Source organism: Paenibacillus agri (genome assembly GCF_013359945.1).
Taxonomy (GTDB): domain Bacteria; phylum Bacillota; class Bacilli; order Paenibacillales; family Paenibacillaceae; genus Paenibacillus_AQ; species Paenibacillus_AQ agri.
Genome location: NZ_JABWCS010000184.1, coordinates 36,424 through 54,567, shown reverse-complemented (window position 1 = coordinate 54,567; position 18,144 = coordinate 36,424). Strand labels below are relative to the sequence as shown.

General features: G+C 49.4%; 7 protein-coding genes. 1 reads left to right on the top strand and 6 read right to left on the bottom strand.

The window, feature by feature from the left end:
- Window positions 1–1,334: 1,334 nt before the first annotated feature.
- The 5 genes from HPT30_RS03200 to HPT30_RS03180 all read right to left on the bottom strand — a co-directional run bounded on the left by HPT30_RS03200 (window position 1,335) and on the right by HPT30_RS03180 (window position 13,001).
- Window positions 1,335–7,373, bottom strand: coding sequence for an S-layer homology domain-containing protein (locus tag HPT30_RS03200; protein ID WP_312876286.1), 6,039 nt, complete (start codon window positions 7,371–7,373; stop codon window positions 1,335–1,337).
- 110 nt (window positions 7,374–7,483) lie between these two features.
- Window positions 7,484–9,043 (bottom strand): extracellular solute-binding protein, encoded by a 1,560-nt coding sequence (locus HPT30_RS03195; protein WP_175370048.1) that lies wholly within the window; start codon window positions 9,041–9,043, stop codon window positions 7,484–7,486.
- A gap of 55 nt (window positions 9,044–9,098) precedes the next feature.
- Entirely contained in the window at window positions 9,099–9,983 is an 885-nt protein-coding gene (locus HPT30_RS03190; protein WP_175370047.1) for a carbohydrate ABC transporter permease, read from the bottom strand.
- A gap of 86 nt (window positions 9,984–10,069) precedes the next feature.
- A complete protein-coding gene (locus tag HPT30_RS03185; protein WP_066364530.1) occupies window positions 10,070–10,996 on the bottom strand; it encodes an ABC transporter permease in 927 nt (308 codons plus the stop codon).
- A gap of 196 nt (window positions 10,997–11,192) precedes the next feature.
- Window positions 11,193–13,001 carry a cache domain-containing sensor histidine kinase gene (locus tag HPT30_RS03180; protein ID WP_312876285.1) on the bottom strand — a complete coding sequence of 603 codons (1,809 nt, stop codon included), beginning with the start codon at window positions 12,999–13,001 and terminating at the stop codon, window positions 11,193–11,195.
- 133 nt (window positions 13,002–13,134) lie between these two features.
- Between HPT30_RS03180 and HPT30_RS03175 the strand changes: the two genes are divergently transcribed.
- Window positions 13,135–15,867, top strand: coding sequence for an alpha-mannosidase (locus HPT30_RS03175; protein ID WP_281364452.1), 2,733 nt, complete (start codon window positions 13,135–13,137; stop codon window positions 15,865–15,867).
- 97 nt (window positions 15,868–15,964) lie between these two features.
- On the opposite strand, the gene HPT30_RS03170 is transcribed toward HPT30_RS03175, so the two are convergent.
- Window positions 15,965–17,593, bottom strand: coding sequence for a response regulator (locus tag HPT30_RS03170; RefSeq protein WP_175370046.1), 1,629 nt, complete (start codon window positions 17,591–17,593; stop codon window positions 15,965–15,967).
- Window positions 17,594–18,144 lie beyond the last annotated feature (551 nt).

Sequence of the window (18,144 nt, the reverse complement as noted above, 5' to 3'; positions counted from 1 at the left end):
GTACCGCTTACGAACCGATCAAGGTATTCCAGCAAACAGCATAAAACCAATCAATCCTCATCGACTCATGCATTCGCAGGATGACAAGAAGCACGGAGTATCGGGAGATGTTAAACAAAAGAGCTCGGACCCGTTCCGTTAGAAAGACCGACCTCCACCCCTTAGTTAGATGTGACGAAGGAATGAAAGAGCTATGACCCGTTGAGACATGGGAGTGAGAATCGCTAGGGTGAAGTGGAGACGTGCACATGATGGAACAATATGGGTGATCCTTACTCACCCTTTATTTACCTATGCCCAATTCTCCATCTCCCAGCCACCAGTTCCTTCATCATCCCCTTCTTTACTATAACTACAGGATGAAATCCTGCGAATTCATGAGTCTGAGTGAGGAAACAGAATCATTTCGAGGGAGTGTAACGAACAAGCATGTCATCCTGGTTAAACTCATCCTCTGAATAAGATAATGACCGTACCGGATAGTGCTTTTGAATACACCTATATCCACGTTTGAAACGATTTATTGACCATCTTTACATTGTTCATTTTTGCCCAACTCTTTAAATCCGAGATACCTTTATCTTCATCCTTTGAATACCTAAATGCCATATCCAATGGGACGATCTTCCTCCTGTAAGGTAATATCCCAATAACAGGTTTAAAGTACCCCCTGATCATTAACACTTTAATATCCCTTGAATGAATTATATTCCCATTTAATGTGATTTGCTCATTGGATAGGCATAACTCGGTTGGTTTCGTAAAAAATGTTCTGTACAATGCGAGTAACAGTACAACTAAACATATAAGAAACGCTGTTAACGAAGCGTAAGTGTAGAATACACCCAACTGATCCCATAATCTCAATACAAAAATAGAGTGACTCGATATAAGAGCAATCATACTTATAATAGTTCCAATACTTGATGGACTCTTAACTGGATGCTTTATTTCCCTCAACATTGCCCCCCCTGTTCAAATCCCTTACCTTAGAATACCACATATTGGAACTATCCTGCCCGTTAGAGTAATGGCTATCGGCCAGTCTAATCCTTTATTGGGTTCTCTGCGAGCGGAGACAGACTCTCTTCATTTTCAAAACTGTAAAAGCTAACAGAGCAGCGATCCCGTTATTGGAGAATCGCTGCTCTTCGTTTTTAGCCATTCTTTAGAGCTATCGCTTTTAGAACTTCCTTTTTCCGCATACTACTTAAACTCCTTCAAACAAAAGGGGCCCCGAACAACCGATATACGGACTGTTCAGGGCGCCTTTTTATAGACCTTTAACCTTTTACTTACACAGCCTTCCTATTCAAGCATTTGAAAGTCGGGCATTACAGGCTATAAATCCGGTACAACAGCACGGAAGTTTCTGCGCGTGTCAGCTTGCCTTTAGGATTCAGGCTGCTACCGCTACCCTGCAGCAGACCGGCTTCCACCAGTGTTCCAATGCTGCCTCGGGCATAGCCCGCGATAAGGCTGGAATCCTTGAAGTCGCCCAGTGTGCTTGTGCCGGCTTGCGCCAGCTCAATCTTCTGGAGCTTCAGTGCACGGTCAATGAAGACCGCTGCCTCTTCACGGCTGATGGCCGCATTCGGCAGGAATGCACCATCACCGGAACCCGTTGCAAGACCAAGAGCCTTGGCTATACTCACTGCTTCGGCGTAGTAAGCGTCCTGCTCCACATCACTGAAACTAGCAGTGGTGGTTGCGGTCAAGCCAAGAGTGTCCACGAGCAACTTCACGAAGTCTGCCCGTTTGATCTGTGCCTCTGGATTGAAGGCTGAAGCAGACACGCCTTGTATGATTCCTTTAGCTGCGAGTTGTTCAATGGCTTCTTGCGCCCAAGGAACACTGCTCAAATCCGCAAAAATTGGCGCGGTTAAAACAACCGCATATTGACCTGTTTCTGTTACCTTGAATTGAACCGTTCCGTCTGCGTATTTCGCTCCAGCTACGGCTTCACCCTGCTTATCCTGCAGAATTTTCCAAATTCCAAGGCCGGATGCTTGGGCTTGCTCGGTGCCAGAGAGCACGTAAGGTAACGACAGAGTAAGCTTCGAATTCTTGTCGCTCCACGCAAGAGTCTTGTTCCCCGACAAAATGGACAGTTCTACTGCCGGGCGACTACCCAGTTTAGATTGCAGGTCCTTGCTCCATTTTGTGCGGTCAGCCTCTCGCAAGGAGAAGGTTACTGTCGTATCCAGCTCCTTACTCAGGGATGCCAGCAGATTGCCCGGCAGAGTAAGTGTTCCCGTCGGCAGTACAAGCTCCAGCACTTGATCTGGAGAACCCGCGGCAACGAAGGCAGTAGGAAGCTCAATACTATAGCCTTTGGCTCCGCTGGCTGATGCTACCTGAACAGATACATGTTTTACCCCATTCTTATCAGGCTTAGCCTGAGCAAAAGCGCTTGTAAGCTCCGATGATGCCACAACGGCCTTCGCCGATTGCGCTGCGCTATCCACTACAGGTACGGTCTTTACTTCGACAGTTCCATCTCCCCGCAGAGTGATGGATGTCTTGCTTCCGGAAGCCGCAGGGACAGAGGATGAAGATCCCGAACTTGGATTGCTGGTAGACGGCGTTTCTGTGCCGGGTTCCGGCTTTTGTCCCCCCGGATCAGTGCCCGGATTTGGATTCCCTGGATTTGGATTCCCCGGGTCAGTGCCCGGATCAGTGCCAGGTCCGGGATCGACCGAGCCTCCGATCGCTGCCAACCGGGCAATCAATGTAGTCTTCACCGGACCTTCAGGCAGCAGACTAACAAAATTGGCTGCTGAATCCTTATGGGTGATATCCTTATGCGTCTCTGCTTGCGCAACCTGTGCTGTTGCCGATTGCTCTAGCAGACCGGCATAAGCGCTGTCCAGCAGAATCAGATCGCCATACAGTGTTGCATCCTTGCTGGAGCCAATGCCTTGATTGTACTCCATGAATCCGGCACGACCTGCTCCGTCGTTCTCGTTGATCAAGAGCGTGAAGCCGATCACATCGGAAGGCGAGAAGGTATATCCAGGTTTGTGCAGCTCACTGAACGGAATCTTCAGGTTATAGGTGGTCAGATGGGTGGATTCGTCACGGGTAATGTCTGCCTGGGCATTATTAAACGCCCCGGTTTGCACCCCTTCCGGTGCTCTCCATCTCCACTTAGTAACACTACCTTGATTATTCAGGGCAAAGCCCAGCTCATTTACATTTTTGCTGGCCGATCCATCTTTCTTGGACAGATCAATGCCAAGCTGGATGCTGTCGCCCTGCCAGATATCCCCGCCACTCCAGGTCTGTGCATGCACATCGTCCTTCACAACAATCGTGGTGTACAGATTCTGGGTATCCCAGCTTACAGATGCATGGGCGCTGAGATCGTCTGTGCCTTTCCATTGACCTCCTACACTGGAATATTGGTCAATGCTGGACAATTCAATCGTCGGAGTAACCGTCGATTCCGCTCCATTACGCTCGGCAAAGGACTGTGCCAGTCTGACAGAAGTTGTATAAGTATAGCCATCATCCAGTGTGACACGGTATTTCAGTGTGTCACTGGACAGGAATGGCAAGGCAATCTCCAAAGACTGTCCCAGAGCAATACCTTCAAATCGGACAGGCTTGAGCTTCCCGGCATATCCGGCAGGCTGCAGTAACTCCAGACGCCCGCTCAGCGGCTGTTCTTCTGTTACATTAGTTACGGTGAGCACGCTGTTCGCTTTGTCTGGTTCACTAGCATTGAACGGACTACGTTTAATGCCCAGGGCAACCGGAACCAGATTAGTGCCAAATACTTTACTCACAGCTTCGTTAACCAGCTGCATGCCACCTTTGAAAAGGTTGTTAGAAATCACCAGCTTGCTAATATCCGGCCCAGCATAGACATGTGTAGTGCGCGGCTGTTGGAAGTAGGAATTGTATAATGCGGTATCCCCGCCCAGAGCATTGATTCCCCGTTCTCCAACAGTAGTGAAGTTAGCTTGCTGAATACGTACGGTTCCCGCGTGAATATCGAAGGAACGGGTCGTATCTCCCCACATAGAAGTGTTGAAGAGCGTAACTTTGGAGTCAAAGCCTTCGCCGACTACGACATATACTTTATCCGAGCTGCTCATCGATACAAGCTCGGTATTGATCAGGGAAAGTCCTGCTGGACCCGCACTGTCAATAACGGCACCTTTTTTACTACCATCCGTTCCGTGACCGATGACAACCGCTTCCGGACCAGAGCCATTCTGCTCCTCGAAATGAATGCCATACATTGAACCGTAAACAAAAGTATTGAAGATGGTCTCCTGCTTCACATGTCCTACGCGGAAGGCATCCAGATGATCCTTCTGGTAGTTCCAGACTTTATTGAAGTCCTCGCCGCTTTCAGGATGATTCGGATAATTGTTCCTTCCATAATAGTGCGGGTTAAACTGGACATTGCGGACCATTCCGCCTTCTGCTCCGCCGCCGAGGAAGATCCCTTCTTTAAGCGGAGAACCGGCGACATAATCAATATAATGTCCACTGGTATCATAGCTGCCAAAATCAATCCCTTGATAAGAGTTGATCAAAGTCGTATTGATGGCGTACACGCCATGGCCTTTCCCCTGAATCGTCCAGGAATAAGGCTTCACTGTGTTCCAGTTCTGCTTGTCATAATAAACAGACAAGCCTCTGACCCCCGAGGAGGCTTCCAGAGTGATCAGTGGTGTGCCATCGGGATCATTTTCCCCATAATTGGTGAAGAACACCGTTCCGCCACCAATCGTATGATGGGGCACATCCCATGATCCTCTCAGCTCAACACCACTTGGCACAGTAATAGGTGAGTTCAACCGGTAGATCCCTGCTGGCAAATACACGGTGCCGCCGCCGGCAAGCTTCGCATCATTAAGGGCCTGCTGCACAATGGCAGCTGCGTCGATTTGGCCGCTTTTATCAGCTCCGTAAAGTTGTTCAGTTACATTGTATAATCCGTTTGTTGCCGGCTTCGGCTGCTGTGCCAGATCAAGAGCTGCTACTTCTGGCAGTGCCTCCAGGCTGTACTTGTCATCCTGGTGAATGTTCAGCTGCGCGCCTTCGCTCTCATTCTTCACCTGAAGCTGACCCTCATAGCCGGAATTGACAGCATTCACTTCAGCCACAGTATCTTGAAGTAAGATGTGATTTGACGGCTTGTCGAAGGTGGACTGACCAAGAATAAGCGAGCCGCCCTTGGCCACAATAGCATAGCCGCCAGCCTGGTCATCCCAGTTCTCGAAAGTACTATTTTCAAAAGAAAGAATACCCGTTCCTTCATTGACGACTGCCTGATGCGGCTGACCGCCGATCGTCACCTGGTTGAACTGGACGATGGAGCGGAACCCAGGCGTAGCTTGAATGGCAATTGGATTGGCTCCGACATCGGCTTTAAAGCTGCTGTCAGTCACCAGCAGACCATAATCATTGACGCCTTCAATCTTGAGCGCTACCTGGGAATGCTCAATATTGATTTTGTAGAGCTGGGCATTTGCCGTTTCCAGGCTATCCGTTCTGGTAGTCACGCGCATCCCGGTCTTGAAGCCCGACAGATAAATGTCCGACATATATTCCCAGTCCGAACGGCCCATGACAATCCCTTCGGCATGGCCTGTAAGATAATTCGTCAATTGCTCCTTCTGCGGAGACCCGGCCAGACCGGAACCGGACCAATAATCAGGAGCTAGACGAACATGCTCAAGGCGTCCGATATCTGTGGTGAAGTCCAGGAAAATCCCGGTGTTCAGTACGGTACCGAATACATTTTTGACATAATGAAGCTCATTCCAGATCGGACCGATTTTGATACCATTATAGGAGTTGACCATTGTCACATTCTGAATGGTAGCGCTATCACCTGAGAGCTGCTCAAAGGTCCATGGATAGAGGACCGGCTGCTCTGCCGATTGCTCCGGATACCAAACCGATAGATTCGTAACACCACTGGAAGGAGCGAGCTGCAGGAAACTTGGCGCTTCAGCATCTCCTCTACCACCGTAAGCTTCGAGAACCGTACCCTTTACTTGCTTATTAACTGTGTCAGGGTTTACCCAGTCACCGCGGAGTGTAACGCCAGTTGGAATGATGAGATTACTGGTAATCTTGTAATGGCCTTCTGGCGCAAAGACTACCCCGCCTCCACGGTTGCCCGCTGCGGTCAAGGCATCCTGGAACGCCTGCGTATCATCCTTAACGCCATCCCCGACAGCACCAAAATCCTTGACACTGCCATCGGCTATAACTACATCCTGTGTTGCATAATTCGTTGTGTATACCTTGGTCTGCGCATCCACAGCAGTGCGCGGAGCTTTCGTGATCGTTACCGAAGCCAAGATCAGTTCCGGATTACCTGCCGGAGCGCCTGCGCCACTAACACCAAGCCGGAAGTCGCCACCGTTAGTGCCGTTACCAAAATAAGCATCGCTTAATTTGTAGGTATGTGTCTTCCAAGTATTTGTATTTTTATAAGTGAATAATGGTGCATCTTTAAAATGCGCTGACTCTGCATCATACTGCAGAACCATGCTACCATTGCCGCGATCGTAGTATTCCACTGTTACAAATACATCCTGATCGGTATTCTGATACAAGTAATCGTCGCCCACATTAAAATAGAAGTAGAGGACGTTCTGTCCCGGATCCGACGAGCTTACATTTTGATTCGTCTGCCAGTAAGTTTTGCCGTCCCTTGTTCCAGTCAAAAGACCTGTAGCTGGTCCATCTCCAGGTCTCGCGGTAATACCGTTAGAGTCGACTTGTGCCCCCAACTTGATAGCGACCTGTTTATTTGAATCCGCTTTCAGTTTCTTGGAAACTGTAACACCAGCAACCTTAAGGTCTTTGTTAGCCGCAGCATCAATGCCCCCGCCTTCCACACTGAGCCGCATATCCGCTCCGTTCGTGCGGTCTGCAAATTTGGCATCCTTCAGTGTGAAGGTATGACTTTTCCAGGTCTTGGAGTCGCCATACTGAAACACAGTTCCATCTTTGAAGGCTGCCGTCTGGGCATCATATTGCAGAACAAACTTTCCGCTGCCCTCGTCATAATAATCTACAGTGACATCCACATCGTAATCATTGCTGTCATACAAATAATCGTTGTCCACGTCCAGATAGATGTAGCTTGTACCGAGGTCCTTGCCAGTCTCCCAATAGGTGACTCCGGTAACCGTTCCGGTCTTCAGACCGTCGGTAGTATCACCTGCCCTAGCGGATAGCCCCTCCTCAACCGGTGTTTCTCCCAAGCTAACATGCACAGCGTTGGCGTCAGCCTTTACCGTGCCCAGAGGAAGCTGGATACTGGACACCAGCAGCAGGGCCGCAAGTACCCGTGATACCTGTACCCGGAGCTTGACCCATGATCGATTTGTACTCACAAACGCACCTCCAATAGTTTATTGGCCATTCATTCCCGCGGATAGACAATGACGCTATGACTAAAAAACAGGAAGCACACCCCAAGGCGGCTTCCTGTTTGCCGCAAGCTTTATTTTTTGGCAGCAAGATAGGCATCAATTTGTTTCTGTGTTTCAGAGATAATTTTATCGAGTCCGTTCTTCTTTTGAGTCTCAACATAATCGGCTACAGATTTCTCAACATCTTTCACCATACCGTATTCGATCGGTCTGCTAATCTCATCGGTAGCTTGGTCACGCTTGGCCAGCTCATTCTTCATGCTGTCTTCAGCAATGAACAATCCGTCGATTGGCGAGTTCACATTGTTCGGCTGGTTAGCGAAATCTGCTTCCTTCACCCAGAAATCTTTAGCATACGTTGTGGTTGGGCGCATAAATTGCGGCTTCCAGAATGCCCATTGTCCGCCCCACTCCATATAGTTACTTGTAGAGGACTGCATACCTTCCGGATAATCCGCAGCATCTCCGTTCAGGACATAAGTTTTGCCTTCGATACCATATTGCAGCAAATCATACAGCGTTTGATCCGTTTCTACCATATCGAGGAAACGCAGCACACGGTCTGGATTCTTGGAGTTCACATTGATCGCTACTACGTTAGCAAGAGCGGTACGGTTAACGTATTTCTTATCAGGATAAAGGAGCGACATTCCTTGTTTAAAGGAAGAATCGGAGAAGCCTGGATCAGCGTAAGCCCATTCATGAGAAGTCACGGTAAAGAGCAGCTTGCCGTTTCTCCACTGGTCTTCAGCGCCTTCTTTATCAATCATGGCATCTCTGTTGATCAGCTTGTCATCATACCATTTCTTCGCCAGCTGCGAAGCCTCCAGGAAGAACGGTTGTTGTTCAACTGGTTGAACGGTAATCTTCGGATCATTCAGGTAGAAGCCCAGACCGTGGAAGTTCAGGTCCACCCATTCATCGCGGATGTAATAGAGGGACAACGGTGTAGTACGGGACAGCTTATCGTTCGGGTAAGCTTTTTTCAACTCACGGAGCAGATTGTCTACATCTTCAATCGTTTGGATAGAATCCGGCGCAATGTTAATGCCTGCCTTCTCGGCAAGATCCGAACGCCAGCCGGCAAATTTACGTTCATTCATTTTCATCGTCCATGGCAATCCGACAATTTGGCCGTTTACTGTTGCTGCGCCCAATGTACCCTGCTCTTCGTATTTCTTCTCCAGATTAGGTGCATATTTCGGCAGCAGATCATTCAGGGCCATATAGGAGCCTTTAGCCGCCATTTGCTTGTAGGAGAGCCAGTCGCCGTCAAAGTTCATGTCCCAGCTATCGCCGGATGCGGCCATAACGAGCATTTTCTCCTTGAAGTCACCAAACGGGATAAAGTTGATGTCAAATTTGACATTAAGACCTTTGGCTTTCACATACTCACTGATTTTGGACCAGACTTCATCTGTGGCAGCCTTCTTATCACCGCCGAAATAGAATTTAAGGGTAACTTCATTCTCAGTCTTCGTTGCTGCTGTGTCACTTCCTCCGCCAGCATTCGTCTTTTCGCCTGCATTTGAAGTGGTATTGTTGTTACTACCGCCACATGCGGACAAGACTAAACTGAACAGCAGGAGTGCGGTTAGGATTAGCTGAAATCTACCGATGCTTTTGCGCATCCAAATCTCCCCTTTTTGAAATGTAATTTATACTATACGACCGTGGTCGGCATAGTTAACCTTTTACAGCCCCAACCATGAGGCCTTTTACAAAGTAACGCTGTAAGAACGGATAGAGGAAAATGATCGGGCCAATCGTGATGACTGTGAGCGCCATCTTGATCGACTCGGAAGGAATCTGGGTCGAGATCCGCTGCATCGCCGCCGCATTGCTGGAGCTCTTCAAGAACTCGACATTAGAGATCAGTGTGCGCAGCAACAGCTGCAATGGCTGAAGCTCCTGCTTATCGACGAACATCAGACCGAGGAACCAGTCGTTCCAATAGCCCAAGGCTACGAACAAACCAACAGTCGCTAGAACGGGTAAAGCCAGCGGCATGATCAGCCGGGCATAGATGCGGAATTCACCAGCACCGTCCATTTTGGCCGATTCGTGCAAATCTTCAGGGATGGAGAGCATAAAGTTTCTGATGAGGAACATGTTGAAGGCATTAGCCAGAGACGGCAGAATAAGTGCCCAAATCGTATCTTTCAAGTGCAGGTATCTGACGATAATAATATACCAAGGCACGAGTCCCCCGCTGAAGAGCATGGTGATAATGACGAAGATCGAAAGAATATTCCGGTATTTAAAGGAACGGCGGGCCATAACATAAGCGCCCATACTCGTCAGGAACAGGGACAATACGGTACCGACGATTGTAACGAATGTGCTGACCCCGTAAGCCTGGAATATACGGTTGGAGCCAAGCAGCAGGATTCGGTAGGAGTCAAAAGTAATCGTCTTTGGCCAAAGAGAATAACCATACTGCATGATGTCCTTCTCTGTACTCAGTGAGCCTGAGACTACCATCAGGAACGGGAATAGGCAGGCCAGACTGAACAGGCCGATGACCAGAGCAATAAGAAACTGGCTGAGGGAAAATTTTCGTGCTGACATCGTGTGGGATGACCTCCTAAAAGTATGATGTGCCTGGTATCCGAAGTGCCTCCATTAGATTAGCTAGCACCTCGGACACACAGCCTTTAGAATATCGCTGAGTCTTTGTCAATTTTGCGTGCCGCATAGTTGCTGCCAAGCACCAGGAAGAAGGCGACAAAGGACTGAAGGAAGCCCGCAGCGGAAGCCATCCCGATGTCACCGGATTTACGCAAGCTCCGGTAGACGAAGGTGTCAATAACATCCGTGGTCGGGAAGAGCAGTGAAGCATCCCCTACCATGGCATAGAACATGCCGAAGTCCGCATTCATGATTCTTCCTACCGCCAGAAGGGTCAGGATGATGATCGTTGGCCGCAGCATCGGAATACTGATATAACGAATCTGCTGCCATCTGGAAGCTCCGTCAATTGAAGCGGCTTCATAATAAGAATTGTCAACAGAGGTTAAGGCCGCCAGATAAACTATCGTGCCGTAACCGGTTATTTTCCAGCGTGCTGCAATGGTCAGAATGGCTGGCCACAGCTCGGCCCGGCTATAGAAGTCTATCGGCTGCAGATGCAGGTATTCCAGAAAGCGGTTGACTGCACCGTTCTCAAAGTTCAGCAGGTTGTAAGCAAATACGCCTACGACGATCCAGGAAATGAAGAATGGTAGAAAGGTCAACGACTGGGTAATCCGTTTGAAATACTTGTTACGCATCTCATTCAGCAATAGAGCAAATCCTACTTCAAACACTAACCCTATAGCAATGAAGAGCGCATTGAGCAGAATCGTGTTGCGGATAGCCCGAAAGGCTACCGGTGAAGAGAATACATAATCAAAATTGCTGAGCAGCGGGTTCATCCATTCACTACCAAAAATCCCTTTGGAGAAATCGAAATTTTTGAAAGCGATGACAAGACCCGCCAGCGGCAAATAGTTAAAAAGCAAGAATAGTACCCCGACGGGGAGGAACATGAGCAGCAAGGTGCGATTCTTGTACAGTTCCTTGAACACTCCGTTTAGTTTCATATCGACTTCCCTTTCGCTGTTTGGATGACTTAATTGTAAAAGAGAGCGATACACACTTCTATGAGTCATTCTTGCACTTTGTAGTTTCCTTTTGTCCTGATGACCCTATTACAGGTCATGATCCCCCAAACAGGAAGTAGCGGCTCTCCCTGATGAGGAGACCCGCTACTATGCTTGCTTTTACAATTCTAAGAGTCTATCGGCTGTCGTCCGGTCTAGGTAATTCCACCTCTATCTTCTTGGGATGGCGCAGCACTATGCGGGTACCGCCTTGTGGGCCGGTCTCAATCTGCAGCTTGTAGTCAGACCCGAAGTATAGCTTCAGACGATCATTTACATTGCGGAGTCCTACCCCCCGGCGTGTGGCTGTATACATTTCCTCGGCAGGTACTTCATGCTCCAGTTCCTCTATGATTTGCTGCGGAATGCCTTTACCGTTATCGGTAATCTCAATGATCATATCCTGCCCTTCGCTGCGCGCGGACACAATGATCTTGCCTTTCTCAAAATCACTCCGTACGCTGTGCTGAATCGCATTCTCCACCAGAGGCTGCAGCAGCAGCCGCAGGAATGGCGAGTCGAGCAGTTCTTCATCAATAGAATACAGAATGCGAATTGCACTGCCCATTCGGGCCTGTTCAATCAGCACGTAGGCCTTGACCTGCTCGATTTCACGCCGCAGCGTCGTAATCTCCTTGCCCTGATTCAGACTCAGCCGGAGCAGATTACCGAGTGCAGATACCATTTCACTAATATCGCTGCGTCCATGGTTCTCCGCCTTCCAGCGAATAGATTCCAGCGTATTATAGAGGAAATGCGGGTTGATCTGGTGGCTTAGCACCTGAAATTCCAAGGCTTTCTTCTTCCGCTCTGAACGCCAGGCATCCTGAATCAGCACATCAATCCGCTGAACCAGACTGCCAACCCCGCGGTACAGCCAGCCAACCTCGTCCTTCCGGGGCGATTTCAGTACAATATTATGAAAGTTTCCGTCCTCCATTCTTCGCATCAACCGCACCAGACGCGCAATGGGCTGGGTAAAATACACCGTAATATAGAAGACAACGGCAATGCAGCAGATTAAATAGATGATCAGAAAAATAATCAACAGCCGGTTAATCTCATCATTCGTCCCGGTTAACTCCTTGAGCAGTGTCAGGCTGACGATCGCCCAGGGCTCGCTACTCAGTCCGACATAGGTTGCAAGATAGGTGTTGCCGTCGATCTTGATGGTCTGTGAGCCTTCCGGACTTTGTTGTAGATGTTCTGTGAAAGATGCCGAAGGAAAAGCTGTCCCTGCCCACTCATTGGCAGATGAATCGTAATAAATGGTGCCGTCCTTGTTCATAAGAAGCAGCTTTTGATTCTTCAATTGCTCCGTCGGCGAAAAATAACGCTTCAGATGATCCTCCGAGACTTCTGTGACAACCACACCACGGGGCTTCCGGTCATAAAGGCCTGAGAAACGTTTGATATAGGCAAGCAAGGGCCGTCCATACTTGCCCTGCTCCGGCAAGAACTGCTTCCAGATCGGCCCCACACTCTCCTGAGGTTTCTGGAACCAGTCCTCCTCAGATACAAGATCAGCCGATTCTCCCAGTGTATTCATATAAGAAGGGTACAGGGCTGGATTCATCGGATAGACTCTGACCCGGAAGGCGTCGATCTGCGGGGTCGCCTGATAGAGCAGTGTCAGCAGGTTTACTGTGAAGGCCTCTTCTTCAGCGGTATTGGCTGGCGGGTCAACTAACAGATCCTGCAGACGTTTATTGCCGATAAGCGTATTGACCTGATCATTGAGCTTATTGAGATAGATCTCAAAATTTTTGCGGGCCTGCTGGAGATAGCTCAGTGAAATCTTAGTGTTGGTGTTGGTGATACCCTCAATGGACTTGATATGTGCATAGTAAGCAAAGATAAGGAACGGCATAATAATGATCAAAAAGAACACCAGAATAATCCGGTTCCGAAACGATGCTCCCAGCCGCAGAGAAAAACGATTCACTGCTTCAGCCCTCCCTTCCTTGCATGTCGATAACAATCCCCGCAATAGTTTGCGATCCACTCATTGTGACAACGGATACATTTAATATAATTATGCTGTAGCGTCCATCATCTTATGGAAAAGAGGAATCGCATTGACAGCACCCAGCAAAACGGTTGTACATGTCATCTCCCACACTCACTGGGACAGGGAATGGTATATGCCCTATGAAGCCCATCACGTCAAACTCATCGAAACGATAGATACCCTGATTGAAACGTTCGAGTCTGATCCTGAATTCAAGAGTTTCTACCTTGATGGACAAACCATCGTGGTAGAGGATTATTTGCAGGTCTATCCCGAGAAGCGCGAAATTATCCAGCGCCTGTGCGATGAAGGCAAGCTGTCCCTCGGTCCATGGTATATCCTTCAGGATGAATTCCTGACGAGCGGCGAAGCCAATGTCCGTAATCTGCAAATCGGCCACCGTGACGCCAGCACGTTCGGTCCGATCTCGAAGCTCGGCTATTTCCCGGATTCCTTCGGCAACATGGGCCAGGCTGCGCAAATCCTGCAGCAGGCCGGTATCAGCACATCCGTGTTCGGGAGAGGTGTGAAAGCCACTGGCTTTAACAACCGTGTAGAAGATGCTTCCGGCCTGGAATCTCCATACTCTGAGCTGATCTGGCAATCTCCCGACGGCTCCAGTGTTCTCGGTATCCTGTTCGCCAACTGGTACAACAACGGTATGGAAATTCCTGTTGACCCCGAGGCGGCCAAGGCTTACTGGGATATTCGTCTGGAGCGTGCCCGGCAGTATGCCTCCACCCGGCATCTGCTGCTGATGAATGGCTGTGATCACCAACCCATCCAGACCGACCTGTCCGAAGCCCTACGTGTTGCGCGCGAACTCTATCCCGACTGCGAATTCATCCATTCGAATTTTGATGATTACGTGAAGGCCCTGAAAGAAGAGCTTCCGGAAGATCTGACCCTCACTACCGGCGAGCTGCGCGGGCAGCATACTGACGGCTGGTATTCGCTAGTGAATACAGCATCAGCGCGCGTATATATCAAGCAGCTCAATCAACAGAATCAGACGCTTCTGGAAAAAACGGCAGAGCCGCTGGCTGCCCTGGCACATGGGCTGGGCAAAGCCTATCCGCATGGTCTGCTGCAATATGCCTGGAAGACCCTGATGCAGAACCATCCGCATGACAGCATTTGCGGCTGCAGCGTGGACGAAGTGTATCATGAGATGAAGACCCGGTTCGCGAAGAGCATGGAAGTCGGCTCATCCCTCGCCACCGAGAGTGCCAAATTCATCAGTTCCAAGGTGGATTCATCTGTATTCGCATCATACGGAGACCAGGCCGTCCCGTTCGTGGTCTATAATACAAGCGGCTACGCGACCAGCGGTGCAGTGACCGTTGAAGTGGAATGGTCCCGTCGTTTCTTCAACCAAAGTGAAGATCCTGTAGCTGTCTTCAACGAGGTCGCCGGCCGTACGCATGGCGAAGGTTATCTGGTTGATGCGGCAGGTCTAAGAATTGATGTCACCGCCGTAGATCTGGGCGTACGCTTCGGCTACGAGCTGCCCGGCGACAAGTTCAGACAGCCTTACATGGCCCGGGCTCTGCGCCTGACCTTTGAGGCGACGAATCTTCCTGCATTGGGTCTGGCCTCCTACGCGTGGATTCCAAGCAAGGATGCCCAAGTGGAACAGGAGCCGCAGGATGTCTATCTGGTCACCGGTGACTTGACTATGGAGAACGAGCATCTCCGGGTCAGCCTGGAACAAGACGGCAGCTTCTCGCTTCTTGATAAAATCAGTGGCCAGCTGTACAGCGGCCTTGGCATTTATGAGGATGTCGGCGACATCGGGAACGAATATATTTTCAAACAACCTATAGGCGATACAGCCATCACAAGCCGTGGTGTACAGGCCGAGATTACGTTGACCGAAGATACGCCTTACCGTGCTACTTTTGAAATCCGCCACACGCTGGAGATTCCGGCTTCGGCTAATGAGTTACTGCAACAGGAAGTAGAGACGATGGTAGAGTTCAGGCAGCGCCAAGCGATCCGATCACAGCAGCTTGTCCCGCTTCATATCGTCACCCGCATCAGCCTGGAGCGTAGCAGTCATGCTCTGCAGGTGCATACCACTATCGACAATCAATCGAAGGATCACCGCCTGCGGGTCCTGTTGCCATCCGGCGTCCAGTCGGCTGTGCATTATGCCGACTCTGTCTTTGAAGTAGCTGAACGCCAGACCGTACCCGCACCAGAGTGGGAGAACCCGAGCAACTGTCAGCATATGCAATCGTTCGTCGATGTGCATGGAGACGGCAGAGGCTTGACTGCCGCCGGTAAGGGCTTGAACGAATACGAAGTTCTGCGTGATGCCGAAGGCACGATTGCCGTTACACTGCTTCGCAGTGTCGGAGAGCTGGGCGACTGGGGCGTCTTCCATACCCCTGATGCCCAGTGCCTTGGAGCAAATGAAGCAGAGTGGAGCATTATTCCGCACCGTGGCGGGGACACTCGCTTCGATGCTTATCGTGAAGCCTATCGTTTCGCCGTTCCGCTCATCACAGCCCAAACGGATATTCATGAAGGCGAACTGCCGCCCGTACACAACTTCCTCACTTGGGAAGGAAAAGGGCTTGCCTTCTCCAACCTGAAGCTCAGCGAAGGCAGCGGTGACCTGATGGCCCGCTGGTACAACCTTGCGGATGCACCGTCCGAACTGAGCATCCAAACTAGCGGGGATACCGTGCTCTATGCCAGCAATATCATGGAACAGCACACCTCGGACGTTCTGGAAGAATCGCTCCCAGTGAGCAAAGCAGGTATCGTGACTGTCGGAATCTCGTCCCGATAACCTTCTTCTCCCTACCTAAATTATTCATATGGTCTACCACTGAATTAGTTTGCATCAACTTCGAGGCTGCCGATTTCTCCAATCGACAGCCTCGAAATCATTCCTCAGCCATCCCCAGCTGTCTTCTAAACTCCTTCGGTGTGCAGCCTACCTGCTTCTTGAACAGCTTCGAGAAATGCACCGGGTCTTTATATCCCACCTGGTAGGAAATCTGATAGATTTTAAATTTCACATCGTACAGCATTTCCTTTGCTTTTTTGACACGAATCTCTGTCAGATATTCGAGAAAAGTCTTATGCAGTTCCTTCTTAAAAAGCTTGCTAAGCCACACCGGTGTTACATGAACAGCAGAAGCCACGCTCTGAAGGGTGAGGCTTTCAGCATAGTCACGGTGCAATATTTTCTCCGCCTCGCTGACGATCTGGCTTGGCGTCTCCGAGAGCTTGCGGAAATCAGCAGCAATCTCATGCAAGAACGCTTCAGTCTGCACACGCAGGGCTTGCAGTGTATCGTACTGCTCCAGCAGCTCCCAGACCGCAATCGGATTACTCCTCCAGTTCTTAAGAACCGTCCCCTCCGCCCCTCTGCGGAACACTTCGAACAGCCACTCAAAAATCTTCTGCTGAATATCCCTCAGCTGGGTAAGCTGCCAGGAATGGACCATCTCGATGAAGCTGTCCATTGCTCTTGAAATATCGGCATCCGTTCCGTAGCGGACTAAATCAAGCATTTCTTCTGGCTCCTGAAGCGACAGATCCTCATTTTCACCATCATAAAACAGCCCCTGCTCTGTAAACAGCCGATTGCCGCCATATACCGCCTTCTGCTCCATTACACTTAATGCCTCAGTGTACATGTGATAAAGATTCCGGGTGTTCCCCGGCTTGGTCAACATCCCCGCACTGGCCGTGATTTTGACAAATTCATTGATTCTCTGGATCAACAGCTGTGCCATTCCCTGGGCAAATTCCGTCTGCTCAAGCTGTGAGCTGCCGAGCACAACGATCCAGCGGTTGTGGTTATCCTTATAAAGAGCGGACGGATGCGGATATTCCTCCTCCAGCGTCTGATGAACGACATTTCCGATGCCGAACAGGATCAGTTCCTTCTCATGCGGATTCCGGTTCTCAATCGCCTTGAGATTATCGGCCTCGATGACTATCAAGAACATGGGCTCACTGAGCATCCATTCGAGCTCCAGCGTCTGCAGGCGGTGACATCTGCGCATCTCAAGATTGGGATCGTAGACATGCTCGATCATTTCCTTCAGCAGTTCCTCCCGCATTTTGGGAATGGCAAAGACGGCCTGGTTCCGTAGCATCTGGCGGTTGCGTTGATCCATCCTTCTGCGGTTGATCGTCTCCACTGATTTATCCACCATTTTTCCCAGTTCATCCAGGTTGATCGGCTTCAAGATATAATCGCATACACCTGTCTGCATAGCTTGTTTTACCAGTTCAAAATCATCATATCCGCTGACAATAATCTTCTCCGGTTTATAATCCTCCACAGGGGACAGAGCGCTCAGGAACTCCAGGCCCGACATGCGGTTCATTTTGATATCCGTAATGATCAGATCCGGTCTGGCTTCAAGCGCCGTATGCAGGGCAATATCCCCGTCCTCTGCCACCAGAATCTCCGTAATATTGTAGTCCTCCCAAAGAAAGCGGTTACGCAAACCTTCACGAATCTCATATTCATCATCCACTATAAGTACGCTAAGCATCTGTTCACCTTCCCGATTCGCATTTTTATACCTCTGTTTCCTGTGGCAACATTATGCTTTAGTTTCATACTACCTGACAGCGGTTTGGAATGCACGGGGGTAATCCTGAACTTTTATGGGTGGATATTAAATTGCACAGATAATCTCTTTCAAAAAAAGTTCTAATCATTCGTTACCAGGTGACTCTCAAGCTCACCGTTCACATTAAAGTGAAGTCGTAACAAACGATCATCTACGCCTAATCCTGCTCTCCCCAAATAATAAACATACTGGAGGGATGGTTCATCCAATCTTTGTTCGGGCTCTCCAAGTAAGTCGATAATCTCGGGTTCCGTTTTCCCTTGTAGTTCGTGCTCATTTATCAGACTATACACCATGCTATTTCTGTTCTCTGGTTTCTTTAACCAGGTTTCTTTATTAAACTGATTACTGCATGAACACATAATTAATAGGACTAAAAGTGAGAGAAATATCTTCTTCATCGGACCCATCCTTTCAATCTCAGATCTGCTGTGAATGTCGGTTATTAACAATTCAATCTAACATAGCCT